General features: G+C 71.9%; 19 protein-coding genes. 14 read left to right on the top strand and 5 right to left on the bottom strand.

Features of this window, described 5'->3' with window-relative positions:
• Positions 1 to 137: 137 nt before the first annotated feature.
• Positions 138 to 3,158 (top strand): non-ribosomal peptide synthetase, encoded by a 3,021-nt coding sequence (locus Aph01nite_RS35155; protein ID WP_204045378.1) that lies wholly within the window; start codon positions 138 to 140, stop codon positions 3,156 to 3,158.
• 99 nt (positions 3,159 to 3,257) lie between these two features.
• Here the strand turns inward: Aph01nite_RS35155 and Aph01nite_RS35160 are convergent, their stop codons facing one another.
• Together Aph01nite_RS35160 and Aph01nite_RS35165 are read right to left on the bottom strand one after the other, a co-directional pair.
• Positions 3,258 to 4,265: a 3-deoxy-7-phosphoheptulonate synthase gene (locus Aph01nite_RS35160; RefSeq protein WP_204045379.1), complete on the bottom strand. Its 1,008-nt coding sequence runs from the start codon at positions 4,263 to 4,265 to the stop codon at positions 3,258 to 3,260.
• On the bottom strand, positions 4,265 to 6,052 hold the full coding sequence (locus Aph01nite_RS35165) for a non-ribosomal peptide synthetase (protein WP_204045380.1): 1,788 nt from the start codon (positions 6,050 to 6,052) through the stop codon (positions 4,265 to 4,267). The genes Aph01nite_RS35160 and Aph01nite_RS35165 overlap by 1 nt, the downstream gene beginning before the upstream one ends.
• Positions 6,053 to 6,140: 88 nt before the next feature.
• On the opposite strand from Aph01nite_RS35165, the gene Aph01nite_RS35170 reads away from it, so the two are divergent.
• The 10 genes from Aph01nite_RS35170 to Aph01nite_RS35215 all read left to right on the top strand — a co-directional run bounded on the left by Aph01nite_RS35170 (position 6,141) and on the right by Aph01nite_RS35215 (position 18,803).
• Entirely contained in the window at positions 6,141 to 6,344 is a 204-nt protein-coding gene (locus Aph01nite_RS35170; protein WP_204045381.1) for an MbtH family protein, read from the top strand.
• An 81-nt stretch (positions 6,345 to 6,425) separates the two neighbouring features.
• Positions 6,426 to 7,112 (top strand): HAD family hydrolase, encoded by a 687-nt coding sequence (locus tag Aph01nite_RS35175; protein WP_204045382.1) that lies wholly within the window; start codon positions 6,426 to 6,428, stop codon positions 7,110 to 7,112.
• Positions 7,109 to 8,032: an orotidine-5'-phosphate decarboxylase gene (gene pyrF / locus Aph01nite_RS35180; RefSeq protein WP_204045383.1), complete on the top strand. Its 924-nt coding sequence runs from the start codon at positions 7,109 to 7,111 to the stop codon at positions 8,030 to 8,032. The genes Aph01nite_RS35175 and pyrF overlap by 4 nt, the downstream gene beginning before the upstream one ends.
• 184 nt (positions 8,033 to 8,216) lie before the next feature.
• A complete protein-coding gene (locus Aph01nite_RS35185) occupies positions 8,217 to 11,888 on the top strand; it encodes a non-ribosomal peptide synthetase (RefSeq protein WP_204045384.1) in 3,672 nt (1,223 codons plus the stop codon).
• Positions 11,889 to 11,902: 14 nt separating this feature from the next.
• A complete protein-coding gene (locus Aph01nite_RS35190) occupies positions 11,903 to 13,285 on the top strand; it encodes a condensation domain-containing protein (protein WP_204045385.1) in 1,383 nt (460 codons plus the stop codon).
• Positions 13,286 to 13,293: 8 nt separating this feature from the next.
• Positions 13,294 to 14,949: a condensation domain-containing protein gene (locus Aph01nite_RS35195; RefSeq protein WP_204045386.1), complete on the top strand. Its 1,656-nt coding sequence runs from the start codon at positions 13,294 to 13,296 to the stop codon at positions 14,947 to 14,949.
• Between the two features lie 82 nt (positions 14,950 to 15,031).
• On the top strand, positions 15,032 to 16,258 hold the full coding sequence (locus Aph01nite_RS35200; RefSeq protein ID WP_204045387.1) for an MFS transporter: 1,227 nt from the start codon (positions 15,032 to 15,034) through the stop codon (positions 16,256 to 16,258).
• Between the two features lie 220 nt (positions 16,259 to 16,478).
• Complete coding sequence (locus Aph01nite_RS35205) at positions 16,479 to 17,045, top strand: class I SAM-dependent methyltransferase (protein WP_204045388.1); 567 nt, start codon at positions 16,479 to 16,481, stop codon at positions 17,043 to 17,045.
• 82 nt (positions 17,046 to 17,127) lie between these two features.
• Entirely contained in the window at positions 17,128 to 18,078 is a 951-nt protein-coding gene (locus Aph01nite_RS35210) for an aldo/keto reductase (RefSeq protein WP_204045389.1), read from the top strand.
• Positions 18,066 to 18,803, top strand: a complete 738-nt coding sequence (locus Aph01nite_RS35215) for a sulfotransferase-like domain-containing protein (protein WP_275419335.1) — start codon at positions 18,066 to 18,068, stop codon at positions 18,801 to 18,803. The genes Aph01nite_RS35210 and Aph01nite_RS35215 overlap by 13 nt, the downstream gene beginning before the upstream one ends.
• Here Aph01nite_RS35215 and Aph01nite_RS35220 read toward each other — a convergent pair.
• A complete protein-coding gene (locus tag Aph01nite_RS35220; RefSeq protein ID WP_204045391.1) occupies positions 18,800 to 20,218 on the bottom strand; it encodes a condensation domain-containing protein in 1,419 nt (472 codons plus the stop codon). The genes Aph01nite_RS35215 and Aph01nite_RS35220 overlap by 4 nt on opposite strands.
• Before the next feature lie 92 nt (positions 20,219 to 20,310).
• On the opposite strand from Aph01nite_RS35220, the gene Aph01nite_RS35225 reads away from it, so the two are divergent.
• Positions 20,311 to 23,031, top strand: coding sequence for an amino acid adenylation domain-containing protein (locus Aph01nite_RS35225; protein WP_204045392.1), 2,721 nt, complete (start codon positions 20,311 to 20,313; stop codon positions 23,029 to 23,031).
• Between the two features lie 17 nt (positions 23,032 to 23,048).
• Entirely contained in the window at positions 23,049 to 23,627 is a 579-nt protein-coding gene (locus tag Aph01nite_RS35230; RefSeq protein ID WP_204045393.1) for a GNAT family N-acetyltransferase, read from the top strand.
• 32 nt (positions 23,628 to 23,659) lie between these two features.
• Here the strand turns inward: Aph01nite_RS35230 and Aph01nite_RS35235 are convergent, their stop codons facing one another.
• The gene (locus Aph01nite_RS35235) at positions 23,660 to 24,922 is read right to left on the bottom strand and encodes a helix-turn-helix domain-containing protein (protein ID WP_204045394.1); all 1,263 of its coding nucleotides are present in this window, start codon (positions 24,920 to 24,922) and stop codon (positions 23,660 to 23,662) included.
• Positions 24,923 to 25,202: 280 nt separating this feature from the next.
• On the bottom strand, positions 25,203 to 25,457 hold the full coding sequence (locus Aph01nite_RS35240) for an acyl carrier protein (protein WP_204045395.1): 255 nt from the start codon (positions 25,455 to 25,457) through the stop codon (positions 25,203 to 25,205).
• Between the two features lie 187 nt (positions 25,458 to 25,644).
• Here Aph01nite_RS35240 and Aph01nite_RS35245 point away from each other — a divergent pair.
• Positions 25,645 to 26,717 (top strand): AMP-binding protein (locus Aph01nite_RS35245; RefSeq protein WP_204045396.1); only part of this gene is annotated, 1,073 nt, incomplete at its 3' end.

Here is a 26,717-nt window from a genome sequence, read left to right on the forward strand (position 1 = left end):
CCGCCCGCCGAGCTGTGGCGGGAGGCCGGCGGCCGCCGGCTGGCCGGGCGCGACGCGGAGCCGGTCGGCCTGCTTCGACCGGGCGACCAGCCCCGGCTGCCACTGCCGGCGTAACCCTTCGTCGTTGAGGAGTTCCCATGTCATCCCTCGTGGTTGGCCCCGTCTTCCGGCATTCCGACGACCACACCATCGCCGATCTGTTCGCCCTCCGCGTGGCGGACGATCCCGGAGCGCCCGCGCTCAGCCACGACGGCGTGACCCTCTCGTACGGGGAGGCCGACCGGATCAGCGGCCGGCTGGCGCGCCGGTTGCTCGACGCGGGGGTGGGCCACGGCGATCTGGTGCCGCTGGTGATGCCGACCGGCCTGGAGGTGCCGATCGCGATGCTGGCCACGATGAAGATCGGCGCGCCGTTCGTGCCGATGGACAGCTGCTGGCCGGAGGCGCGCCTGCACCAGGTGCTCACGGCGATCGCGCCGAAGGTGGCGCTCTGCCGTACGGGAGAGACGGCGTCCGTACCGACCGATGTCCTGACCGTGGACCTCACCATGGGGACCGCCGATCCGCTTGAGGGGGCCGCCCGGCCGGCCCTGGACGATCTGATTTACGGCTTCTACACCTCCGGTTCGACCGGGGTCCCCAAGTGCGCGCTGAACCTCCACCGCGGCCTGCGCAACCGCTTCGCGTACATGTCGCGGCGCTTCGGGGCCGGCCGCGCCGACGTGGTGCTGCAGAACAGCCCGCACGTCTTCGACTCCAGCATCTGGCAGCTGTTGTGGCCGCTCACCCAGGGCGCGCACGTGGTCGTGCCGCGCAACACCGGGGTGGTCGACCTCCTCGACGTGCTCGAGACCATCCACCGCCACCGGGTGACCATGACGGACTTCGTGCCCACGGTCTTCAACGTGCTGGTGGAACTGCTGCGGGCGCAGCCGGAACTCGCGGCGAAGCTCACCTCGCTCCGGCACCTGCTGATCGGCGGCGAGGAGATGCTCGCCGAGCCGGTGCAGGCCTTCCGCCGCATGCTGCCGGACGTGCGCATCACCAACACCTACGGCCCGACCGAGGCGTCGATCGGCATGATCTTCCACGAGGTACGCGACGAGGACGTGGAGCGCATTCCCATCGGCCTGCCGATTGACAACACGTGCGCCGCCGTACTGGACGAGGAGATGAATCCGGTTCCGGCGGGGGCCACCGGCCAGCTGTACATCGGCGGCGAGTGCGTGGGCGCGGGCTATCTCGACGACCCGGAACGCACGCGGGCGGCCTTCGTCGCCAATCCGATTCCGGAACTGCCGACCGCGCGCCTGTACCGGACCGGCGATCTGGCCGACCTGCGCGACGACGGGCTGATCGCCTTCCGCGGGCGGCAGGACGACCAGGTCAAGGTCGGCGGCGTACGCGTGGAGCCGGGCGAGGTGGAGAGCGTCCTGCGCACCTGTCCCGGCGTCAGCGAGGCCAGAATCGTCGTCTACGCCGACGAGGCCGGCGTGAACCGGCTGGCGGGCTTCGTCACCGGGCGTGTACGCCTGGAGTCCCACCACGTCCTGGACCATGTGCGCGGACAGTTGCCGGGCAGCCTGGTGCCGACGCTGGTGATCCAGCTGGACTCGATGCCGTTCAACGGGAACGGCAAGCTCGACCGCGCCGAACTCGTCCGGCGGGCCACGGCCTACCGCCGGAGAGGCGCCGAGCAGGAGACCGACCCGGTGGCCAGAGCGGTGCGCGAGACCTGGCTGCGCCTGGTCCCGGGGGACGACGGCCCGGACGGGGACTTCTTCGCCAACGGCGGCGACTCGCTCACCGCGGTGCGCCTGACGCTGACGCTCAACGAGCGGCTGGGCACCTCGCTCACGGCGCGTGATGTCGTGGCGGCGCCGACCATGGCGGCGTTGACCGCGCGGATAACGGACCGGCCCGTGGCCTACCGGACCGCGGACGCGGATCTGCGCCTGGTGATGGAGGACAGCCGCCTGCCGGCCGACATCCGGCCGATCGGGGTCACGGCGCGCGAGGCCAGGAGAATCCTGCTGACCGGCGCCACCGGCTTCATCGGCGCGCACCTGCTGCACGACCTGCTGAGCCGTACCGGGGCCACCGTGTACTGCCTGGTCAGGGCCGCCGACGCGACGGAGGCCCAGGACCGGATCCACGACAGCCTGGTGCAGTTCCACCTGTCGGTCACCGACATGGACCGGGTGGTCGCCGTTCCGGCCGACCTGTCGGCCCCGCGTCTCGGGCTCGGCGCCGAGGAGTACGGCAGGCTGGCCGCCGAGATCGACACGATCATCCACAACGGCGCCCGGGTGAACCTGCTGCTCGACTACCGCCACCACAGGGCCGCGAACGTGGCCGGCACGGTGGAGATCCTGCGGCTGGCGGCGCTACGGCGGCACAAGGCGCTGCACTTCGTCTCGACCCTCAGCGTGCTGGACTCCGCGGCCGGCGGGTCCGAGCTGCCGCCGGGTCCGAAGCCTCCGGCGGCGGGCGGCTACAGCCTGTCCAAGTGGGCGGCGGAGCGGCTGGTGGACGAGGCGGCGCGGCGGGGCCTGGCGGTGGCCGTCTACCGGCTGGGCGAGATCATGCCGCACTCGGTGACCGGGGTCCCCTCGCCGCGCAGCCTGCCGGACATGCTCATCCGGTGGTGCCTGAGGCTGGGGGTCACGTTCAGGAGCCCGACGGTCATGGACTACACCCCGGTCGACCAGGTCGCGGCGCTGGTCACGGCCGGAGTGTCGGGCCGGGGCCGGGGCTGGTACCACCTGGCGCAGCGGCGGCGGATGCGGTTCGACGACCTGCTGGCCGGCTTCGCCGGGGAGTTCGGCCTCAACCCCGTGTCCTACCGCGAATTCTGGGAGCTCCTGCGCGCGGAGCTGACGGCCGGTCCGGGTCCGCACGACGACCTCATGCGGCTCCTGACCACCGCCCCGGCCGCCGGGCCGGAGGTGACCGACGACGAACTCGCCGACAGCCTGGAGCGGCTCCTGCGGGACGGCGACGGCGACCACGTGGTCGACCGCAGCCTGAAGCTGCTGGCCGCGGCGGGGGTGCGGTTCCCGTCGCTGGACTCGGAGGCGCTGCTGCGATACGCGGCGCACCACCGCCGCCTGCGTCGCGGTTCCCGGCTCGCGGACGCCGGCCGGCCAGGTCACTGAGGGGCGGCGCGCGCGTCCGGTCGACCGGCACCGTCGGCGTGTTCACCGGCGCCAGGTCACTGCGGGGCCGACGCTCGCGCCGGCCCCGGCGGGATCCGGTCAGAGGGCGTCGCGGACGTCACGAACTACGTTGGCGGCCTCGAACAGGGCCGCCAACCGGTCGATCGGGTACATCTGGTGCGCGTCTCCCGGCCGGTAGAGCGACCCGGGATCGACGTGCGTCTCCACCATCAGCCCGTCCGCGCCCGCCAGGACGGCCGACAGCGCGACGGTGCCGACGGCGTCGGCGCGGCCCGCGCAGTGGCTGGGGTCGAAGACGACGGGCAGGTCGGTCAGCCGGCGCACCGCGAGCAGGGCGCCCAGGTCGGGCTGGAAGGCCAGGGTGTCGTCGAAGGACACCACCCCGCGGGCGCACAGGATGACCTCGGGGTTGCCGTGCGCGACGACGAACTCGGCGGCCCGCAGCCATTCCGGCACTCCGGCCCGCAGCCCCCGCATGAGCAGGACCGGGCGGCCGATCCTGCCCAGTTCGGCCAGCAGGACCCTGTTGTGCATGTTGCGGGCGTCGACCTGGACGCAGGAGGCGACCTCGGCGACGGCTTCGACGTCGCGCGGATCCATCACCTCGGTGACGATCGGCAGCCCCGACGCGTGGCCGATCTTCTCCAGGTCGGCCAGACCGGAACGCCCCCGGCCGAGGAAGTGGTAGGGGCTGCTGCGCGGTTTGAACAGCCCGCCCCGCAGGGCATGGCCGCCCGCCTCCCGTACGGCCGTCGCCGTCCGCCCGGCGGCGTCCGTCTCCTCCAGGGCGCACGGACCGCCGGCGAACCACAGCGGATGGCCCCGGCCCACGGACACGCCGCCGACGCGGACCGTGTCGGGGACGATCCGGTGCTCCCGGTCCACCAGCCAGTATCCGCGCTCGCGCGTGCTGTGCGTGGCGATGACGTCGCCCGCGCCGAAGCCGGGCACGAGGTCCTCGTCGCCGCTCACCACGACGAACCTGCGCTCGCCGTACCTCAGGGGCCACGCGGTCAGGCCGGGTACGGCCTGGACGAGGTCGACGATCGGCTGGGCGGCGGCCTCCGGCCGGAGTTCGATGAGCATCAGTTTCCCGCCTTCGTCCGGAGGTGGTCGGCGAGCTGCGCCAGGGTCGGGTGGCGGAACAGGTCGCGCAGCCGTACTTTCAGGCCCAGGCGGCCGCTCATGCGTGTGGTGGCCTGGGTGGCGGTCAGGGACGTGCCGCCCATGCGGAAGAAATGGTCGTGGCGCCCGACGCGTGGCATTCCGAGCGTCTCGCCCCATATTTGGGCGATGCCGCGTTCCACCTCGTCCGTGGGTTCCTCGTAGTCGGCGCGCAGCGCGTCCCAGTTCGGTCGCGGGAGGCGGTTGCGGTCCGTCTTGCCCTGCACCGTCAGCGGCATCCGTTCGAGCTGCTGGATCGCGGCCGGGACCGCCTGCGCGGGGAGCCTCCGGGCGACGGAGTCCAGCACCGCGGCGACGTCCACGGCGGTGTCGGCCACCAGGTAGGCCGCGAGGACCCGTTCGCCGCTCGGGTGCTCGGCGGCCGTCACGACGGCCTCCCGGACGCCGGGATGGCGCAGCAGCTCCGCCTCGACCTCGGCGACGTCGACGCGGACGCCGCGGATCTTGACGTCGAAGTCGGTCCGGCCGCAGTGCTCCAGATGGCCGTCGGGACGCCGGCGTCCGAGGTCGCCGGTCCGGTAGAGCCGGGATCCGCCGGGCCAGAACGGGTCGGGCACGAAACGCGCGGCGGTGGCCGCGGGCGCCCCCAGATAGCCTCGCGCGAGTTCGGGCCCGCCGACGTAGATCTCGCCGATCTCGCCCTCAGGGACCGGGCGCATCTCCGGGTCCAGCAGGTGCAGGCGCACGCCCGGCCATGGCCTGCCGACCGGCGGCGCGGTGGATCGGTCGGCGTCGGTGGCGGTGCGGTTGGTGAGCCGCCGCTCGTACGGCGTCAGGCAGCTGGTGATGCCGTTGGCTTCGGCGGAGCCGTACTCGACGGCGACCTCGAAGGGCAGGTCGGCGGGCGGCCAGCGGCGTACCCGGTCGCTGCCGACGGTCATCAGGCGCAGGCTCGCGCCCGGGGCCCAGCCGGCGAAGAAGAGCCTCTCGGCCATGGGCATGCTGACGAACGCGGCGGTGATCCGGGTGCCGGTCAGCCAGTCCCGCAGCGTGCCCTCCTCGGCGGGCACCTCGTCCGGCGCCGCGTGGACGCTCGCCCCCGCGGTGAGGTACGGCCACAACTCGACGGCGGAGGCGGAGACGCCCGGCGGGGAGAGCCAGGCGGCGCGGTCCCGGGGCGTGATGCGGCGGCACTCCCGGTGGGTGTGCGCCCGGTGGGCCAGCGCCCGGTGCAGGACGGCGACGCCCTTGGGGTCCCCGGTCGAGCCGCTGGTGTACACGATGTACGCGAGCTGGTCGGGATGGACGACCCCGTCCAGCCCGTCCAGCTCCTCGCCCGGCTGAGACAGGGTGGGATCGGTGTCGAGGTGGAGCAGGGGAGTTCCGCCGGTGTCCAGCGGAACGCCGAGTTCGGCCAGGGTGAGCACGGCCGCGGGGCGGACCAGCTCCATGAGCCGCTGCAGCCGGCCGACGGGATCGCCGGGGTTGGCCAGCACCGCCGCGCCTCCGGCCTTGAAGACGCCGAGCAGGCCGACGGCCATCTCCGTGCTCCGCCGGGTGAGCAGCATGACGGGGGCCTCCGGTGCGCAGCCATGCGCGCGTAGCCACCGGGCCACTCCCGCGGCCTCGGCGTTCAACCTCCCGTAGGTCAGCCGCCTCCTGCTGTCGCAGACGGCCGGTGCGTCCGGGGTGCGCCGCGCCCAGCCGGCTACGAGCGCGGTGACCGGCGTTTCGGATTCCAGCGACATTCCAGGCAGCCCCCTCGACACGCATTGACTATAGTAATTGTTGTATGTATGTTATTCAACAAAAGTCAATATCTCTGAGGAGGACTCCATGACCGATTCGGACCCGGCCGAGCAGTACGTCGTCGTCCGCAACGGCGAGGAGCAGTACTCGATCTGGTGGGCCGATCGCGATCTGCCGGCGGGCTGGCTGGCCGCAGGTCACACCGGCACCCGGGAGGAGTGCCTGGCCCATATCGAAGAGGTGTGGACGGACATGCGGCCGCGCAGTGTCCGAGAGGCCATGGCTCGCTGAGGCCGGGACCCGTTGAACCCCTGGGACCCCGAGCGCGCCGCTCCGCATCCGGCCGGTCAGGATGACGGCTGTCCTGCCGTGGTGTTCGACGTCGACGACACGCTCGTCGACTTCAGCGGCGCCACCCGCGACGCTCTCGCCTCGTGGCTGACGAGTCTGGGCGTCGACGGCTCGGAACGGGCGTACGCGCTCTGGCGGCAGGCGGAGAAGCGGCATTTCGCCAGCTACACCGAGGGTCTGATCAGCTTCGCCGAGCAGCGCCGCCGCCGCTGCGCCGACTTCTGCGCCGCGCTCGGCCTGCCCGAACCCGCCGACACCGACGCCTGGTACGCGGGCTACCTGGAGTGCTTCGCCCCCGCCTTGCGGCTTTTCGACGACGTGCTGCCGACTCTCGACCTCCTCGCCGCCCGCGGCGTCACCCTGGCCGCGCTGAGCAACAGCTCCTCGGCCCACCAGGACGAGAAGCTGCGCCGGTTCGGCGTCCGCGACCGCTTCCGCGCCCTGGTCTGCGTCGACGACGTGGGCGGGCGGGGCAAACCCCACCCGGCCATCTTCCACGCCGCCTGCCAGGCCCTGAACCTGCCGCCCGGACGGGTGATCTACGTGGGTGACGTCCTCGACACCGACGCGAGGGCGGCCACCGGGGCGGGGCTGCGCGGGGTGTGGCTCGACCGCTCGGCGAGCGCGGACCCGCCCTCCGACGTGCCCGTGCTCCACCGCCTGGACCAGGTGTGCCACCTGCTCGACCAGAAGGGACCCCGCGCATGACCCCATCGACCGCCGTCGGGTCGTTCGCCGAACGCTGCCGGCTGCTGACGGCCGGGCGCGGCCCCGTGTGGCTCGGCGTCGCGCCGTCTTCCCGCTGGCTGACCGAGTGGGAGCTGCCCGACACCGTGCCCGGCGCACGCCGCTACTGCGAGATCACCCTTGAGGCGGCGACCGGCCTGCTGACCGGACTCAAGGTCCAGACCCCCTTCTTCCTCCGCTTCGGTACGGCCGGCCTCGACCTCCTGGCCTGGTACGCCCGGGCAGCGGGGGAGGCGGGCCTGCTCGTCCTGGCCGACGCCAAGATCGGCGACGCCGACGACACCATGCGCGCCCACGCCGACCTGTACCTCGGTCCGGGCAGCGTCGTGGGCGCGGACGCGGTGACCGCGCACGCGTTCCTCGGACTGGGCTCGCTCGGCCCCCTCTTCACGTACGCGGCCGGGACCGGAACCGGCGTCCTGGTTCTCGTCCGTACGTCCAACCACGCGGCCACCGAGGTCCAGGGGGCGCCCCACGCCGGAGGCGGCACGGTCGCGCAGGCGCTGGCGGAGGGCCTGACCCGCCTGATCGAGGCCGCGGGCTGGGAGCGCGCCGGCCCCGTCGGCGCCCTCGTCGGCGCGCGCCCGCCGGAGTCGCACGATCTGGTGGGCCGGCTGCCGTACGGCGTGCTGGAACTGCCCGGCCTCGGCAGGCCGGGCCGGACGGTGGCGGAGGTGGTGGGGCCGGCCCTCGCCCGTACCGAGCCGCTGCTGCTGCCGGTCACCACCGGCGCGCTACGCCACGGGCCGGGAGTGGCACGGCTGCGGGCATCGCTCGCGCGCTGGCAGGAAGACGTACGCACGGCGTTCCCGCCGTCTCAGCAGAATGTTGACACCGGAATCAACGATTTCCGTGATGACCCCGTCAAGAGACCCGCTTAAAGTCGGAAATTGTCATATTCCAGTTGCGGCGCCGCCGCACCAATACGCCCTTGGTGGTGATTCACATTCGGCGCACTGACTGGCCCTGGTAGTCCTGACATTTCCGAAGCATATTTCCGAAGCGCTTTTGTGGAACCGTCGTCCTTCGTCATTCTGGGAAGGTGCCGTGTCGGATTCTGGACTGGTGACCCTCGCGCTTCCGCATCAGGAGGCGTCATGGCTCGCGGATCGGCTAGCCGGCAGCGCCGGCCGCCACCTTTACGCGGCGCTGCGGCTCCACGGAACGCTGGACACGGACTCACTGGCCGCCGCCCTGACCACCGTCGCAGCCCGATACCCGGCCCTCCGGCAGACCTTCCACTGGACGGACGGCCACCTCGTCACCCGCCCCCTCCCGCCCGGCCCGGCCTCACTGACGGTGACCGGCCCCGACATCGACTGCGACAGCCAAGCCGCTCGCGATGTCTGCGCACCTTTCGATCTCGCCCACGGACCCCTGCTGCGGGCTCACCTGTACCGCGCCGGGCAGTCCGGCAACCTCCTGGTACTCACCGGCCATCCCATCGCGTGTGACGCCGAGACCCTGGCAGCGCTGGCGAACGATCTGAGTCTGACCTACGAGGCCATCACCGACGGCAGGACCATACCGGACGGCCTGCCCTCCGAAGCCCGCCCCACCGGAGGGCCAAGCACCAGTTCAACGGCCCGGCCCGACCGGGGACCGAGCGCCGGCTCGACTGCCCCGCCCGCCGGGGGGCCGAGCGCCAGCTCGAAAAAGGGTGGGTGGGTGGGAGATCCACCCCATCCAATGGATACGACAGAGAATCCACGCCGCACCCCCAGCAGCCTTCCAGCAGAGGACCGACTGTCCGGCGCCCCCCTCCTGATCAACTGGCCCTCCGGCCGACCGCGCAGGGCCCGGCCGAGCGGTCCCGCCACGACCCTGCGCACCCGGCTCAAGGCGACGCTGGCGGACCGGGCCGCCCAGCTCGCCACCGACCTCGAAGTCGAGCGCTCGACCGTGCTCCTGGCCGCACTCCGCTGCCTCCTGACCCGGCACACCCGCCAGCCCGACCTGCTGATCGGAACCTCCGTGACACCCGAGGGATCTCCCGGGCCAGAGGACGAGGTACTACCCATCCGCAACGACCTGACCAGCCACCTCAGCTTCCGGACGGTCGTACGACACGAGGCCGAGGCCCTGGAGTCGGCCGGAACCCGCCGAGTCCCTCTCCTGTCACTCGCCAGCGCCCTTCACACCGAGAGCGACCTGACGGCCGGCCCGATCGTGCAGGTGGCGTACTCCTACCATCCGCGAGAGCAGCCCGACCGGCGCTGGGGCGGCCTCCCCGCCGAGACGGTACAACTGGACCTACCGGAATCGGCGTACGAACTGGCGATACGCGCGAGCGAGACCGACGAGGGCCTGTCGATGGCCTGGGACCACGCCGTGGCGGTGATCAACCGGCACACCGCGCAGGAGTTGGCCGACCGATTCGAGATACTCCTGACCGGCGCGCTCGACGACCCCGACCAGCCGATCTCCGCACTGCCGTACCTGACCGACCACGACCAGCGCGAGCGGGCGGCCCGCGAGCGCGGCCCACATGCCGCGACCCCGGCCTCCATGGTCGACCTGGTGGACCGCTGGGTGGAGCTCACCCCGGAAGCGGTCGCCGTCCGGTTCGGCGCCGACCAGCGGACCTACCGGCAACTGGCCGAAGACAGCGACGCCATCGCCGCCGGTCTCACCCTGGCCCCGGAGTCCCGAATCGGCGTCATGCTGCCGCGTAGCGCCGACCTCCCGGCGGTCCTGCTCGCCGTGGCCAAGGCCGGCCACGTCTGCGTGCCGCTCGATCCGACCCACCCACCGGAACGCCTCGCCCACGTCATCACGGACGCCCGCGTCGCCGCGCTCCTGGTGGAGACCGGGACCGACCTGTCGGCCATCGCGGCCGACGTCCTCGTCCTCCACCCCGGCGACCTGAAGCGCGGCACGCCCGAAGCGCGGCCGCGACGGCCGCTGCCCGGCGGGCTCGCCTACGTGCTCTACACCTCCGGCTCCACAGGCCCGCCGAAGGGCGTCGCGGTCACCCACGGCGGCCTGGCCAACTGCCTGGCGGCCACCCGCCGCCTCATGGACTACCGGCCGGGCCAGCGACTGCTGGCCGTGACCACGATCTCCTTCGACATCGCGATGCTGGAGATCTTCCTGCCACTGGTCTCCGGCGGCGAGACCATCCTGGCGACCACCAAGGAGGCCAGGGACGGCGAAGCGTTGCAGGCGGCCCTGCGCCGCTGGCGGCCGCACGTCGTGCAGGCCACCCCGCTGACCTGGCAGATGCTGTTCCTGTGCGGGTGGACCGGAGACCCCGACCTGGTCGTGTCCTGCGGCGGGGACGTGGTCACCCCCGCGCTCGCCGCCCGGCTGATCGCCTGCGTCCGGACCCTGTGGCACACCTACGGTCCCACGGAGACCTCCCTGTACACCGCGTGCCAGATCGTCGAGCCCGGGCCGCAACCACCCGTGGTCCCGGTCGGCGGACCGATCGACGGCACCTATTTCCGGCTCCTGGACGATCGGCTTCGCCCGGTACCGCCCGGCGTGATCGGCGAACTGTGCATCGGCGGCGCGGGTCTGGCCCGGGGCTATGTTGGACAGCCGGAGCTGACCGCCACACGCTTCGTGCCGGACCCTGACGGCGACGGCGAACGGCTGTACCGCACCGGCGACCTCGCCCGGTGGCGCTCCGACGGACGCCTCGAACTGCACGGGCGCAACGACCGCCAGGTGAAGATCCGCGGGCACCGGATCGAGCCCGGGGAGATCGAGTCGGTGCTTTTCGGACATCCTGAGGTCGCGCTGGCGGCGGCCGTGGTCACGGGCGATCGTTCGGAAGCCCGGCAGATCATCGCGTACGTGCAGGTCCGCTCGGAGGCCGCGGCCGGCCGGGTGCTCAACGAACTGCCAGGGTACGTGCGCGAGCGGTTGCCGGAGGTCATGGTGCCGGCCGCGTACGGAGTCGTGGACCCGATGCCCGTGCGGACCAATGGCAAGGTGGACCGCACAGCCCTGGCCAGGCTGAAGCCACCGCAGGCCGGCCGGCGGCCACCGGCTCCGGCGGACGAGGTGGCGGCGTGGATCGTCCGTACCTGGTCGAAGGTACTCGGCCTGCGGAATCTCTCCTCGGACGACTTCCTCGCCCTCGGCGGGAACCTGCGGCACGCCGCCACGGTCCAGGAACTCGCGGCGCGGGAGCTCGGCATCCGGCTCCCACTGGGGTCGTTCGCCGAGACGCCGACGATCGAGGCGCTGGCCCGGCGACTTCGCCAGGCCCGCCTGGCGGACACCGCGCGCGAACCGTCCTCGCTGCGCTGGCTGCGCGGCGGGGAGGAGCCCGCCCTGGTGTTCGCGGTGGCGGGTTCCGCGCCGGTGCCGTACGCCGAGGACCTGGCGGGGATTCCGGACACGAAGTGGCCGGTGGCGCTCCTGACCGTGAAGGAGGAACCGGCCGGACCGGAGGCGGCCGATCTCGCGCGGCTTCCCGCCGCCGAGGGAACGGTGCTGGTCGGCGTGGGCGACGACGTAGGGCCCGCGCTGCGGCTCTCCCTCGTGTTCCAGCGGGAGACGGGTATCGCCGTCGGCGTCCTGGCGATCGACGCGCCCCCGCCCGATCCGCACCTGCTGGCACGGCACCGGGGGTCGCTGGGCTACGCCTGCGTGTCCGGGCCGGGCGAGTGGCTGGCGGACTGGCGCCGCGCCGCCCCGCGCGGGCTGGTCGGCGCGCGCATCCTGAGCGGCCGGCACGAGGACGTGGCCCGGCGGCTGGCGGCCCTCGCCGCCGCCCTGGGTTGAGAGGGGAGGAGCCGATGCCCACAGGTGACCTCCTCGGCAGGCTCATCGCGCTTGAGCCGGCCGCGCGGCGCGAGTTCCTCCGCCGGACCCAGGACGGGGACCGCGAATCGGGCGTCCCCGCCCGGCCGCGCCCCTCGCGGTTCCCGGCGTTCCCCGCCCAGCAGTCGCAGTGGTTCCTGTGGCGTATGGCTCCGGCGGACCCGGCCTATCACGTTCCCGCTTGCTACGACATCCGGGGACCGCTGCGGGTGGACGTCCTGGCCGAGGCGGTGGCGGCGCTCGTGGCGCGGCACGAGATCCTCCGTACCGGCTTCGACGTCGCCGGGAGTGAACTGCAGCAGGTGGTGCACGAGCGGATGCGGGTGCCGGTGGAGATGTCACGCGTGTCCGGCCGGAACCAGGCCCTGCCGGCGGCGGAGAGCGCGGTCGAGGAGGCCTTCGACCTGCTCCGGGGACCACTCCTGCGGGTTCGGGTCTGGCAGTACGGCCCGCAGCGCTTCCTCCTCCTGACCGTGTTCCACCACATCGTGATCGACGAACGCGGCTCGGAGATCTTCGAGGCCGAACTGGGCGAGCTGTACCGCGCCGCCGTCCAGGACAGATCCGCCGCCCTGGCCCCCCTCGCGGCACAGTGCGGCGACCTGGCCCTGCGCCACTCCGCGCACGACCGCGACACCGGCATCGCCTACTGGCGTGAGCACCTGACCGGCAGCGTGCCCACCAGCCTGCCCGGCGACCGTCCCGCACGGCCGGCGGAACGCCTGCCCGGGGCGGTGGTGCTCCATCCCCTGCCGCCCGGCTCCGGACAGCGGACCGCCGACCTGGCCGCCGAACTCGGAGTCACCCCCTTCGCCGTGGTCGCGGCGGCGTTCGCGGACTACCTCGCCCGCTTCGCCGGCGACTCCGACGTGGTCTTCGGCACCCCGGTGTCGTGCCGGGAAGAGCCGGGCGCGGACGCCCTGGTCGGCTACTTCCTGAACACCCTCGCGCTCCGCCTGCCCGTCCCGCCCGGAGGCGGCTTCGCCGAACTGGCGGTGGAGGCGCAACGCGTGATCACGCGGGGCCTGCGCCATCGCCACGTGGCGTTCGCCGACATCGTGGAGGCGACCGGCCGGATCGCAGGGCCCTTCCGCAACCCGCTCTTCGACGTCCTCCTGGTCTACCTGCAGGGCGAGTCCGCGGATCGGTGCCTGCGCCTGACGGACGACGTGGTGGTGGCCCGCCACGTCCTGCCGCCGCGCAGCGCCTTCCCCTACCTGGCGTTCATGGTGCTCCACCAGGGCCAGGACCTGACCCTCCTCGTGCGGTACCCGGTGGACCACTACGACGACGCGACGGTGCGCCGCCACGCCGCCGATCTCGCCGACGCCTTCCACCACAAGCTGATCGGGAGGTAACCCGCCAGATGTATCCCCTGTCGTACGGCCAGGAGCAGATGTGGCTCGTCGACCAGATGCTGGGGCCGGCCGCCCTGGCCGCGCCGGCCCTGTGCACGCGGATCACCGGCGCCCTGGACGTCGGCGCCCTGCGTCAGGCCACGGCGTACATCGTCGACCGGCACAGCGTCCTCCGCGCCAGGTTCCTGCCCACGCCCGCCGGCTGCGAGCAGCGGGTGGTCTCCGCGCCGCCGCTGGACTTCGACCTCACCGACCTGCCCGACGCCGGGCAGGCCGCCGCGGCCTGCGCCGAGGAGATCCGGCGCGGCTTCGACCTCACCCGCGACCCGCCGCTGCGGGCCCGGGTCTACCGGATCGCCGCCGACGACCACGTCCTGCTCGTGTTGCGGCACCACATCGTGTGGGACGGGGAGTCCGACGAGATCTTCGCCGCCGAGCTGGGCGCGCTCTACCGCCAGTTCGCCGGCGGAGCGGCGGCCGACCTGCCGCCGCTCGCCCTGCAGTACCCGGACTTCGCTCGCCGCCAGCGGGAGGAGGTTTCCGGCCAACGGCTGGAGAAGCTCGTGACCAGGGCGCGCGACGCCATCGGAGACCCGCTGCCGGAGCCGCTGCCCCTGGGCGGACCCGGCGGGCGCGGCGAGTACGGCTACGCGCACGTGGTGCCCATCGCCCCGGCCGTGGGTGACCGCATTCCGGAGTTCGCCCAGGAAGCCCAGGCGACGCCGTACATGATGCTGCTCGGGGTGTTCCGCGCCTGGTGGTCGGTCGGCGCGGGGGTGGACCGGCTGCTGATCGGCTGCCCGATATCGGGCCGGCGCCGGCCGGAGTACCAGGACCTCATCGGCTATTTCTCCAACCTGGCGGTGGTCGGCCATCGGGTCGACGCGTCGATCACCCCGCACGAGGTGATCGCGCGGGAGCGCCGGGGGCTGCTCGAAGCCATGACCCGGCACGATCTGCCCTACGAGGTCCTGGCGCGCTCGCTCGGCCGCTCGGCGAGCAGACCGCTCGTGCAGGTCGCCTTCCTGTACGAGGCGACGCCCTGGCCCGACCTGATGCTCCCGGGCCTGGGGACGGGCCGCTTCGACTTCGACGCGCCGAATCCGCCCCCGCCGCTGGACCTGATGGTGACGATCGGCCCCCACGGCGACGGCCTGGCCGCCAAGTGGGAGCACCGGGACCCACTGCTGAGCGAGACGGTACGGGCCATGGCCGCCAGTTTCGACACCATGCTGGCGCGGGCCATCGAGCACCCCGGCACCCCGATCGGACGGCTGGACGTTCCCCGGGCGGAGCCGGCCACCACGGCACGCGCGGACACGCCGCAGGTGACGTGGCTCACCGCCGACACCGGCACACCGCCCGGCAGCCGCCTGGAACAGGAGATCGCGGACACCTGGTCGGAACTGCTCGGGCGGGCGGTCCCGGGAGTCCACGCGAACCTCTTCTCCCTCGGCGGGCACTCCCTGACCGTGGCGACGCTGGCCTTCCGGCTGGCCGAGGCGTACGGGTTGCCGGTGCCGATGGCGGACCTCATGGAGCACCCGACCGTGGCGGGGCAGGCGGCGCTGATCGAACGACAGCTCGCGACGGCGCTCGACCGGCTGGACGAAGCGGAGATCGTCCGGGTGCTGGACCAGCTCGCGACCGAGACCCACCAGTGACGAGAACCTCCCCCAACCCACGGAAGTAGCCGACATGAGCCAGACGGTCACCCCGCCTCCCGCAGAGCCCCAACCGGGCATCATGCGGAACCGAGACTTCCGCCTGCACTGGACCGGGCAGACGGTCTCGTGGATCGGATCCGAGATCACCGAGATCGCCTTCCCCATGGTGGCGATCCTCACGCTGAGCGCCACCGCCACCGATCTCGGCCTCATCAACGCCGCCCGCATGGCGCCGGCGATCGTCGCCACCCTCTTCGCGGGCCTGCTCGTCGACCGGCTGCGGCGACGGCGCACCATGCTCGTCACCAACCTGGGCCGCGCCGCGGTGGTCGCGACCGTGCCCTTCCTCGGCTTCGTCGACGGCCTGTCGGTCGCCAGCCTCTGCGTCCTCGGCTTCCTGCTGGGCTTGCTGACCATCGTCTTCGATCTGGCCAGCCACTCCTTCCTCCCCACACTCGTGCCCAAGGACCAGCTGGGCGTGGCCAACAGCCGGCTCCAGATGAGCCTGAACATCGCCAGGACCGCCGGCGCCGGGCTCGGCGGACTCCTGGTGGCCTTCCTGCGGGCCCCGGTCGCGCTGCTCGTCGACGCGGCCTCGTATCTCGTCTCGGCGCTCACCCTGTCGCTCATCAGGACACCGGACGAGAAGCCCGTCCGGGAGGAGTCCGTACGGACCGGGGTCTGGGCCGAGATCATGACGGGCCTGAGGTTCACCTTCGGCAATCGCTACCTGCGCGCGATCACCCTCTCGTCGGCGGTCTTCAACTTCGGCATCCAGGTCTTCCTCACCCTCTTCCTGCTGCACGGCGCCCGTGAGGCGGACCTGTCCGTGGCCACGCTCGGCTTCATCATGGCGATCGGCTCACTCGGCGGCGTGGCCGGCGCGATGGCCATGCCCAAGGTCGTGGGCAGGCTCGGCCTCGGCAAGTCCGTGCTGGTGGGCATATCCATCGCCGCGGTCGGGCCGCTGGCCGTCCCGCTGGTGATCCAGCCGGCCTTCGTGTCGGTCCCGGCGTACACCGTGTCCTTCTTCCTCACGCTCTTCGGCGTGGTGCTGTGGAGCATCTGCGCGGCGGTCATCCGGCAGAGCCTCACCCCGAACGAGATCCTGGGCCGGGCCACGGCCAGCGAAAGGTTCGTCACCGCGAGCCTGCTGCCGATCGCCTCGCTGCTGGCGGGCGTGCTCGGCGACGCGCTGGGCACCCGCTGGGCGGTGCTCATCGGCGTGCTCTGCCTTCCTCTCGCCCTGCTTCCCATCCTGTTCTCGCCGCTGCTCCGGCTGCGCGGCCCCGAGGACGCGGAATAACCGATTATCAGAATGGACCGACCCCAGAATGGATGTGCATAGAACAGAAAGCACACGACAGCGCCTCATCGATGTCCTGAAAACGCAGGAAAGATTCGATATCCGTCTTCGGGCCATCGATGAGGCGGACGATTACGACACCACAATGGGAGTGGAGACGAGCGAGCCGGTCGAGCCCTGGGAAACCGGTAAAGCCTCCGACTTCACGCTAGAGCATCACATGCGTTACTCGCCGACGCCGGTGCGCACCATCCGACGGGTTCTCCAAGCCTGCGACGTACGCTTCGAGGACGTCTCGTTCGTCGACTTCGGCTGCGGAAAGGGCCGGGTGCTGCTCGTGGCCGCGGAGTTCCCCTTCCGGAAGGTCATCGGCGTCGAGTACGCGCAGGAGCTGGCCGAGACCGCCCGGAGCAACATCCGGCGCGCGCGGCCGGACGGCCGCCGATGCCACGATCTCGAAGTGTCCGTCCAGGACGCGGCGGAGTTCCTCGTGCCGCCCGACGCCGGCGTCTGCTACTTCTACGAACCGTTCTCGGCGACGGTCGCCGAGAAGGTCGTGCGCAACATCGAGGAATCCGTCGTCCGGCATCCGCGCAAGGTGGTCGGATGCCTGGTCGGTCGCGGCCTCCCCGCCCAGGACGGATGGGACGGCGGGGCGTCCAGGGTCGGCGCGGTCCTGCGGGGACGGCGGGGGTGGTCCCTCGCCCGCTCCATCGCCTCGCCCGACGATCCGTACTACGACGCGTGGCTGTTCACGACGGGTGGAGAGCGAAGGGGAGCGGCGTGAGCCCAGCGAGGCTCGGTCCGCCGTCACGGTGGGAAGGCTGGAGGTCCGCATGCGGGAACGGCGTTTCGGGCGACTGGGGTGGATGGTTGGAGATGTCGGATACGGGATGTGGGGGATCGCCGGGGGAGAAGGCGGCTGGACCGGCGCCGACGACGTAGCCGGCGACGCCGCCCTCGACGAGGCGGTACGCCTCGGCTGCACGTTCTTCGACACCGCCTGGATCTACGGCCGGGGCCACAGCGAAGAGCTGCTCGGCGGGTTACGGCTGCGCCATCCGGACCGGCGGCTTCGCCTGGCCACCAAGATCCCGCCCAAGGACAGGCGCTGGCCGACCACCCGGGAGTCCAGGCTCACGGACGTGTTCCCCGTCGACCACCTGTGGGAGTACCTGGAGAAGAGCCTCGCCAACCTGGGCGTGGACTGCGTGGACCTGCTGCAGTTCCACGTCTGGGAGGACGCGTGGGCGGGCGATCCCGCCTGGCGGGAGGCGGTGATCGAGATGAAGGAGCGCGGCCTGATCCGTGGCGTGGGCATCAGCGTGAACCGGTGGGAACCGTGGAACGTGCTCGAGACCCTCGGCGGCGGCCTCGTCGACGCGGTCCAGGTGATCTACAACATCTTCGACCAGGCGCCGGAGGACGAGCTGTTCCCCGCCTGCCAGGAGCTGGACATCGCGGTGATCGCACGGGTGCCGTTCGACGAGGGAACCCTCACCGGCACCCTGACCCGGGACAGCACATGGCCCGCCGGCGACTGGCGCAACAGCTACTTCGTGCCGGAGAACCTGCACGCCAGCGTGGCCAGGGCGGAACGGCTGGCCGCCGTCATCCCGGACGGCATGACGATGCCGGAGCTGGCGCTGCGGTTCGTCCTGGGGCATCCGGCGGTCAGCACGGTGATCCCCGGCATGCGCAGCACGCGTCACGTCCGCCAGAACCTCGCCACGAGCGACCTGCCGCCCCTGGACCCGGAACTGATCGAGGAACTCCGGCTACACCGCTGGGACCGGGTGCCGACGGAATGGTCCCAGTGACCGGCGGCAGTGCGAGCGCGCCTCCGATAGCGCTGTGGGCCGCGCCACGGTCGCGGTCCACAGCGTTCCTCCGCGCCATGCTCGAACGCGGAGATCTGCACGTAGTGCACGAGCCGTTCTCCTACCTGTCCGATCAGGGCTACTTCGACGTCGGCGGCAGCCGCTGCACCTCCGCCGGCGAACTGCTCGCCGCTCTGCTGTCGGCCTCCTCGTCCCGGCGCGTCTTCTTCAAGGACACCACGGACTACCGCTACGACACGCTGCTCGCCGACCGCCGCCTCTACCGCGACCTGATCAACACGTTCATGATCCGCGAGCCGTCGGCGGCGGTCGCCTCGCATCTGCGGATCGATCCCGCCGCGACCGTCGACGCCATCGGGTTCGAGCACCTGCACGCCATCTTCTGCCGCGTACGGCAGGAGACCGGCGAGACCCCACTCGTGATCGACGGCGACGACCTGGTCGCGAACCCCGAGGCCATGGTCCGCGCGTACTGCGAGCGCGTCGGGCTGGCGTACGTCCCGGACGCCCTGCGGTGGGAGACCGGCACCCAGGCCGCCTGGCGGCGTACGTCGCGCTGGCATGAAGACGTCGAGCGCAGCACGGGTCTCGGCGTGACCCCTCGCAGGGCGCCGCTGCCGCCTGACCGGCGGGAACGCGACCTGGTCCGCCATCACCAGCCGTTCTACGACGCCCTGTACGCCCACCGCCTGGTCGCCGGCTAAGACCGCGCCACGCGTGAAACCGGCTCGTGGAGATCTCCGAGCATCGCCCGGAGCAACGATCCGTAGTTCTGGACCATCGCGCTGACCGTCGGTTCCCCGTAGACGTCCGTGCCGTACTCCACCACGATCGTGGCGTCCTCGCCGAGCGTCAGACCCCACGTCATGTCGAATCTCGTGGTCCCCTGATGGTGGTAGATCCGCTCGACCTCCAGCCCGGGAAGGCGCGGGCCGGGCAGTTCTCCGTTCACCGCGAACGCGACCTGGAAGAGCGGCGACCGCGTCCCGTCACGTTCCGGGGCGACCGCCTGCACCACGCGTTCGAACGGCAGGTCGATGTGGGCGAGCGCGCCCCGGAGTGCGCCGGTGGCCTGCCGTACCAGGTCCTCGAAGGTGGGGTCGGCGGCGAACCGCCCGCGTAACGCCACCACGTTGACGAAGAACCCGATCGTGTCGGCGACCTCGGGCCGGTCCCGGCTGTTGGTGGACGCGCCGACCACCACGTCGGGGGCTCCGGTGTACCGGTGCGACAGCGCCCAGAACGCGGCGAGGTAGACGGCGAACTCCGTCGTCCTGAGCCGGCGGGCCAGCTCCCGGACCGCCGGGTAGAGGTCGTCCGGGAGCCGTCCGACGACCAGGGACCCGCCCTGGCCGGGTTGCGCCGGGCGTGGCCGGTCGGCCGGCAGGTCCGCTGTCCGCAGGTCGCTCAGCTCCTGCCGCCAGTAGCGGATCAGATCGGCCGTACGCTCCTCGGACAGGCGGCTCGCCTGCCAGCGCGCGTAGTCCGAGTACCGCACCCCGAGCGCCGGCAGCGTCGCCTCCTCGCCCCGCGCCTCGGCCGCGAACAGGGCCGCCAGTTCGCGCTCGAAGACCGCGGCGGACACCCCGTCGAAGATCGCGTGATGGATCACGAAGACGAACAGGTGCTCCTCGGGACCGAGCCGGTACAGGGCCGCACGCCACAGCGGAGGCCGGTCCAGCGGCAACGGCAGCTCGGCGATCTCGGCGCCGGCGGCTTCCACCGCCCGGGTCACCGACATGCCGGACGCGTCGACCACCTTCAGGTCGACCGGCACCCGCGGCAGGACGAGCTGCACCGGCGCGTCCTCACGCAGCCGCAGGCAACTGCGCAGCGGCTCGTGCCGCTCCACCAGCCTCGCCAGCGCCCGCCGTAACGCGTCGGCGTCGAGCCGTCCGTGGATCCGGTAGTAGTGCGGCATGTTGTACGCGGCCGTCCCGGGGGTCAGCTGCTCGACGAACCACAGGGTGCGCTGCGCGCTGGTCAGCGGCGCCTCGACCTGGGTGGGGTCGGTGCGGGGGATCCGGGAATCGGCGCCCGTCGCCGCGCGCAGTTGCGCCAGGAAGCCGGCCCGCGCACCGAGAGGTAGAGCCGCCAGTCGCTGTTCGAGATCGGTCATTGAGGTTCTCCGAACACGCGTGATACAACTATAGTCGATATTGGCAATTACTATAGAAAGATTGCGTCGCTGTCCAGCCGTGAGGTGAGGCGATGAACCCGACAGATCCTGACGATGCCGGTGTGCTGAACGGCCGAGAGGCGGCCCTGTCGGAGCGCAAGCGCCGGCTTCTCGCCGAGCTGCGCCGGCGTCGCGACCTGCGGCCCGTCGCGGCCTCCCGGCTGCACCGGCTCCGCGACGGCAGCGGCACGCCGATCGTCCTGGTGCATCCCGTGGGCGGCCAGGTCTTCAGCTACGTGGACCTCGTACGGCACCTCGCCCCGGGACCGCCGGTGTACGCCCTCGAAGCCGACGACGCGCTCGCCGGAGAGCACCCGCCCACCTTCGAGAAGCTGGCGGCCCACTACCAGGACCGGCTCCGGCGGGCGGACCTGACCCCCCGGGTGCTCGTCGGCTGGTCGTTCGGCGGCATGCTGGCCTACGAGATGGTACGCCAGGGCCTGTCGGCCCCACTGGTCATGATCGACGCCATGCCGAGGCCCAAGAAGTACGACGGCGTGACGCGAACCGAGGGGGAGTACCTCGAATCCTTCCTCCACGACCTGATCCGTTCGGGCGGCCGCGACGCGGACTCGGTGGCGCTTCCCGAGCAGGCGTGGCAGTACCCCGCCGACATCGCCCTCACCGTCGTCGACGCGGCCCTGGCCGCCGGAGGGGTACGGCTCGGCCTGTCGACCGACGAGCTGATGGCGCGCTACCGCGTGTACGTCAACGCCACCCGCGCCCTCGACGACTACGCGCCGGTCCCGATGGAGCACCGCGTGCACCTGCTGCGAGCCGCCGACTGGGGAGGGGACGACGCCGCGGTGGTCTGGCGCGCCCTGCTCGGCGACCGGCTCGTCGCGGCGGACCTGGCGGCCGACCACTACACCATCCTGCGGGAACCCGCGGTGCTAGAGGTCGCCGCCGTCGTCAACGAACTCGCCGGCGGGCAGGCGCGGCCAGCCTCCACGCGGTTCGCACCCGCGATGGTCGCCGACGTGGCGGCGGCGCACCCGGACGCGGTCGCCCTGAGCTGGGCCGGCGGCGAGCTGACCTACGCCGGCCTGGCCGGAGCCGCGGAGCGGCTGGCGGCACGGCTGCGTGACGTGCCGATGGTCGCGATCTGCGGAACCCGCTCGCCCGATCTGTACGTGGCGATTCTGGCCGCCCTGACGGCCGGTGCCGCATACGTCCCCATCGACCCGGACTATCCGGTGGAACGGCAGAACTACATCCTCGCCGACAGCGGAGCGGGGGTCCTGCTCGGCGAACCCGCGCTCACCGCGCGGTTGACGCTACCCCCTGCCTGCCGAGTGGAACCCCTGACCGGCACGGCCGGACCCGCGCCCGCATCGGAGGCGGTCCGGCTCGATGGGGACTCGCTCGCGTACGTGATGTACACGTCGGGCTCGACCGGGAACCCCAAGGGCGTGGCGATGCCGCACCGCGCCGTGAGCAACCTGCTCAGCTGGCAACGTGGCCGCTCCGCCTGCGGGCTCGGCGACCGGACCGGGCAGTTCGCGCCGATCAGCTTCGACGTCTCCTTCCAGGAGATCTTCTCCACCTGGACCGCCGGAGGCACCCTCGTCCTGATCGACGACGAGCTGCGCCGCGACCCCCGCCGCCTGATCGACCACCTGCACGAGAACGACATTCACCGGCTCTACATCCCGTACGTGGGGCTGCGGATGCTGGCCGACGCGAGCGTCCACACCACGAGGTACCCGGGCGGATTGCGCGAGGTCATCACCGCCGGGGAGCAGCTGCGCGTCACGCCGTCGATCCGCCGGTTCTTCACCATGACCGGCGCCAGCCTGGACAACCACTACGGTCCCACCGAGACCCACGCGGCGACGGCCGAGATGCTCGGCCCCGATCCGGCCACCTGGCCCGACCTGCCCCTCATCGGCCGGCCCATCGACGGCGCTGAGGTCCGGGTGTGCGACGAGGCGCTCAACCCCGTACCGGACGGCGCCGAAGGCGAGATCTGCATCGGCGGAGCGGGCCTCGCGCACGGCTACGTCGGCCGGGCCGACCTGACCGCGGAGCGTTTCGTCCACCGGGCGGACGGCGAGCGAGTGTACCGTACCGGCGATCTGGGCCGGGTGGTCGAAGGGGGCGGGCTCGAGTTCCTGGGGCGGATGGACGACCAGGTGAAGATCAGCGGCTATCGGGTCGAGCCCGGGGAGGTGGAGACCCGGCTGCTCGGACTGCCCGGGGTGGCGGACGCGGTCGTCCTGGCGGAGCGGAACGCGGTCGTCGATGATCTGCGGCTGGTCGCCTACTGCCTGCGGGCGGCGGGAGCCGTCCTGTCTCCGCGGGAGATGAGGCGGGAGCTGGCGGCCGTGCTGCCCGCCCATCTGCTTCCCCGCCGGTTCGTGATCACCGATGAGTTCCCGCTCGGCCCCAACGGGAAGGTGGACCGCAAGGCTCTGGCCCTGACGCCGGCCGAACCCTTAGTCGGCGACGCCGCCGCCCACACCGGGAGCGAGCTGGAAAGGGCGATAGCCGGCATCTGGCGAGAACTGCTCGGCGAGCACGACCTGCCCGGCGACAGCTTTTTCGAGCAGGGCGGCAACTCGCTGAGCCTGGCGATGCTGGCGACCCGTCTGGAGCATCTGTCCGGAGTCGTGGTCCCCCTGGTGGAACTGTTCACGCACGACACCGTCCCGGCGCAGGCCGCCTTGGTCGAGCGCCTGTTCGCCACGGAAGTGGCGCGCTATTCCCCCCTGGAGATCGACGGCGTTCTTGAGAAGATGCTCGAAAGCTGACGGGCGAGCGGAGCGCAATGGACGTCGCGAAGGACATCGAGATCCACCCCGTGGACGAGAGCCGTTGGCCGGACCTGGCCGACCTGTTCGGCGAGGCCGGCGGCCACGACGGCTGCTGGTGCATGTTCTGGCGACTGCCCAACAAGGAACTCATGGCCAGCAGCGCCGACGAGAACCGCGAGAGGCTGCGCGACCTGATCAGCCGGGGCGGTCCCGTCGGCCTGATCGCATACCTCGGCGGCGAACCCGTGGGCTGGTGCACCGTGGGCCCGCGCACCGGCTACGCCCGGGTCGAGCGCACCAAGGCGATCGCCCCGGCCGACCCCGCCGACCCCGCCGTGTGGTCGGTCCCGTGCTTCTTCGTCCGGCGCGACCACCGGCGCACCGGAGTCGCGAGCACGCTCGTCCGGGCAGCCGTCGAGTACGCCCGGGAGCAGGGCGCCCGCATGATCGAGGGCTATCCCGTCGCGCACACCAAACACTCGGCGGCCGTCCTGTCGACCGGCACCGTGGGGGTGTTCACCGACGCGGGCTTCGCGGTCGGCGGCGACACTCCGGCGAGCGGCCGGCGACTCGTGGTCCGCCACGACCTGTGAGCCGGCTTCGACTCAGGACGCCTCAGGACGCCTCAGGACGCTTCGCGAAGCTCCTCGATCTCCCGCCACAGCGCGGCCACCTGGCGGTAGCTGCCGCTCTCCTCGTACAACGTGACGGCCCGGCGGAGCGCCTGGACGGCCTCGTCCAGGCGGCCCAGCAGGCGAAGCGCCTGGGCGTGCCCGCGCAGGGCCATGACCAGGTCCAGGCCGGTCAGTCCCTGGTCCCCCTGCGTCAGTTCGGCGAACAGGGTGGCGGCGGCTTCGGTGTTGCCGTGGGCCAGCTCGTACTGGGCGCGCACCCGCTTGACCGCGTTTCGCTCGGCCGTGGTGTCCGTGACGGCGACCGCGCTCTCCGCCGCCGCCAGCCAGGTGAGGCCGGCGTCGGGGCTGCCGGCCTCCAGCAGGATGCCGGCGGCGGACCGCGAGAACCGGAGCCACTCCAGCACCGACATGGCGTCGAACCGCAGCAGTTCGCGAGCCTTGGCGAGTTCGGCGATCGCGTCGGCGTCATGGCCGAGGCGGACCGCGGCCATGCCGGCCAGCCAGTGCGCCCGCCCCATCAGGGCCGGCTCAGCGCTGGCGTCGGCTTCGGCCAGCAGCTTCCCCGTGAGCGCCTCGACATCCTGCAGTTCCCCCATCTCGCACAGGACCGAGATCAGGACTCCCAGCAGCCGGACCAGTTCGTGGCGCTGCGCCGGGTCCGCGAGGACGGGCTGCGCCACGAGCGCGAGGGCCGCGCCACGCGCCTCGTCCAGGCGGCCCAGCTCCCGGAGCGTCGAGATGCGGTCGATGCGGAGAGACACGGCGACAGCGTCCAGCGAGCGGCCGTCGGCGACGCCGATCAGGCTGTCCAGGAGCTCCAGCCGGGCGGGATGGTCCGCGATGGCCGCCAGCACCCGGCTGAACTCGACGCCCACCCTGAGCAGTTCGTCGTCGTCCCCGCTCGTGCGGGCCCGATCCAGCGTCGCCTGGAGGCTCGTCCGGGCCCCCGCGTAGTTGCCCAGCTCCATCAGGCTGCGGGCCTGCACCAGCTCGGTCACCAGGGGGGCGTCGCTGTTCGGGCGATGCCCGAACAGCTGGCGATAGTCATCGCCGATCAGGTCTTCGAGGGTGGTGTGCAACGCGTCGGCCAGCTGGAGCACGATGTCCAGGGTGGGCACGCGGTCGCCCGTCTCCAGCAGGGAGATGTAGCTCGAGGTGACGATGTCGCCCGCGAGCGCCTTCTGGGACAGGCCCCGTTCGATCCGACGGGCGCGCAACTGCTTTCCGAAGGTCGGCTGGGACGCCTTCAACATGGGACTAGCCGCCTCTCAACGTTCTGTGGAGCCGCCTGCTCCAATTGATGGTAACAATAGATAATGCCGCCAGAACAATAGTCATTTCCGCGGGTCGCATGTGGGGGATTCGCCAATTGGCCACGGTGTGTCCTGGCGTACTCGCGGTGAGTGAGGCAAGGTGGGCGCGCGAGGTCGCACGGGTTTTTAGACAGGATCGGGCCGGGCGATCGGACGCGGCCGGCGGTCCGGACGGGCGCCCGTTACGGGAGGGCCGTCGGTCCAGCTGATCGGGGGCGGGTCACTCGTGGTGGCCGCGGCGCTCCTGGGCCTGCCTGACCGCGACGGCGAGCGAGCCGAGCGTGGGCCGCTCGAAGAAGGCGAGCGCGTCGATCTCGACCCCGAACTCTTCCTCCGCGACGGTGACCATCCTGATGAGCTGCATGCTGTCCCCTCCCCGCGCGAAGAAGTCGTCGTCCGGCCTCACGTTCGCGCCGGGCAGCACCGCGCTGTCGCAGAGCTGGCACAGTCTGCGCGCCACAGGATCCTCAAGCATGAGCCCTCGTTCGTGAGCGGTGGCCATCGGCGGGTGGCGGGCGAAAGCCACCTCATTGACAAAAGTTAGCCAATGCAATGACTATAGTCAAAGTGCCGATGCCTGCTGGCCCAGCCGGAAGGGGGATCGACGGGTCGTGTCGATCAAGACGGATACTGGCATTCACGACTTGGTATCGCGGTGGGCCGTGCGGACGCCTGACACGATCGCCATCAGCGACCGCGAAGCCCTGATCACCTACGCGGAACTGGACGGCTCCGCGTCCGCGCTGGCGGACACGTTGATCCAGTGGGGTGTCGCCGGCGAGTCGCCCGTGATTCTCGCGCTTCCCCGTTCGATCGACTTCGCCGTGGCCGCCCTCGCCGTGTTGCGGGCGGGCGGCTGCTACGTGCCGGTCGACCCCGGCTACCCCGCGGCCAGGCAGGCGCTCATCGTCGAGCAGTCCGGGGCCCGATGGGCGATCAGCACGCCCGCCTGCGCGGACGCCCTGCGCGACGCGGGGGTACAGGTCATGGAGATGCCCAACCCGGTGGCAGGCGGCCGGGTCGATGCCCGGGCCGGAGCGAGGACCCACGCCGGCGCGCTCGCGTACATCATCTTCACCTCCGGATCCACGGGCGTGCCCAAGGGCGTGGCGGTGAGTCACGAGGCCGTGCTCAACCTCGTCGAGGCGGACCCGCGCCTGGCCATCGCCCCGGGAGAGGTGGTGGCGCACCTCGCGCCCACCGCGTTCGACGCCTCCACCTTCGAACTCTGGTCCACCCTGTGCCGGGGCGGCCAGGTCGCCGTGGTCGGCCGGGACGGGGTCTCCATCGAGTCGCTGGGCGCGCAGTTACGCGAGATCCGTCCCTCCTGGCTGTTCATCACGACCGGGCTCTTCCACCTGCTGGTCGATCTCGATCCCGGCGCTCTCGCCACCATCGACCACGTGCTGACGGGCGGGGACGTGCTGGCGCCGCGGCAGGTCCTGGCGGCCGCGGCGGCCGGCCGGGAGGTCTTCGCCGCGTACGGGCCGACCGAGACCACGGTCTTCTGCTCCCTGCACCGCGTCGATCCGGCCCGGCCGTACGGCAGCGTGCCGCTGGGCTCGCCGCTCGCGGGCAAGCACATCTACGTCCTGGACGCGGACCTGCGCACGGTGGCCGACGGCGAGCTGGGCGAACTCTACGTGGGCGGCGCGGGCGTGGCACGCGGGTACCACGGCAACCCGGGCGCGACCGCCGCGAGCTTCCTTCCCGACCCGTTCCGCGGGGACGCCGG

The sequence above is a fragment of the Acrocarpospora phusangensis genome (assembly GCF_016862995.1).
GTDB classification, from domain to species: Bacteria; Actinomycetota; Actinomycetes; order Streptosporangiales; family Streptosporangiaceae; genus Acrocarpospora; species Acrocarpospora phusangensis.

Coding starts and splice junctions, on each gene's coding strand:
- Aph01nite_RS35155 (WP_204045378.1), top strand. CDS start 138: ATGTCATCCCTCGTGGTTGGCCCCGTCTTCCGGCATTCCGACGACCAC.
- Aph01nite_RS35160 (WP_204045379.1), bottom strand. CDS start 4,265: ATGCTCATCGAACTCCGGCCGGAGGCCGCCGCCCAGCCGATCGTCGAC.
- Aph01nite_RS35165 (WP_204045380.1), bottom strand. CDS start 6,052: ATGTCGCTGGAATCCGAAACGCCGGTCACCGCGCTCGTAGCCGGCTGG.
- Aph01nite_RS35170 (WP_204045381.1), top strand. CDS start 6,141: ATGACCGATTCGGACCCGGCCGAGCAGTACGTCGTCGTCCGCAACGGC.
- pyrF (WP_204045383.1), top strand. CDS start 7,109: ATGACCCCATCGACCGCCGTCGGGTCGTTCGCCGAACGCTGCCGGCTG.
- Aph01nite_RS35190 (WP_204045385.1), top strand. CDS start 11,903: ATGCCCACAGGTGACCTCCTCGGCAGGCTCATCGCGCTTGAGCCGGCC.
- Aph01nite_RS35195 (WP_204045386.1), top strand. CDS start 13,294: ATGTATCCCCTGTCGTACGGCCAGGAGCAGATGTGGCTCGTCGACCAG.
- Aph01nite_RS35200 (WP_204045387.1), top strand. CDS start 15,032: ATGCGGAACCGAGACTTCCGCCTGCACTGGACCGGGCAGACGGTCTCG.
- Aph01nite_RS35205 (WP_204045388.1), top strand. CDS start 16,479: ATGCGTTACTCGCCGACGCCGGTGCGCACCATCCGACGGGTTCTCCAA.
- Aph01nite_RS35210 (WP_204045389.1), top strand. CDS start 17,128: ATGGTTGGAGATGTCGGATACGGGATGTGGGGGATCGCCGGGGGAGAA.
- Aph01nite_RS35215 (WP_275419335.1), top strand. CDS start 18,066: ATGGTCCCAGTGACCGGCGGCAGTGCGAGCGCGCCTCCGATAGCGCTG.
- Aph01nite_RS35220 (WP_204045391.1), bottom strand. CDS start 20,218: ATGACCGATCTCGAACAGCGACTGGCGGCTCTACCTCTCGGTGCGCGG.
- Aph01nite_RS35225 (WP_204045392.1), top strand. CDS start 20,311: ATGAACCCGACAGATCCTGACGATGCCGGTGTGCTGAACGGCCGAGAG.
- Aph01nite_RS35230 (WP_204045393.1), top strand. CDS start 23,049: ATGGACGTCGCGAAGGACATCGAGATCCACCCCGTGGACGAGAGCCGT.
- Aph01nite_RS35235 (WP_204045394.1), bottom strand. CDS start 24,922: ATGTTGAAGGCGTCCCAGCCGACCTTCGGAAAGCAGTTGCGCGCCCGT.
- Aph01nite_RS35240 (WP_204045395.1), bottom strand. CDS start 25,457: ATGCTTGAGGATCCTGTGGCGCGCAGACTGTGCCAGCTCTGCGACAGC.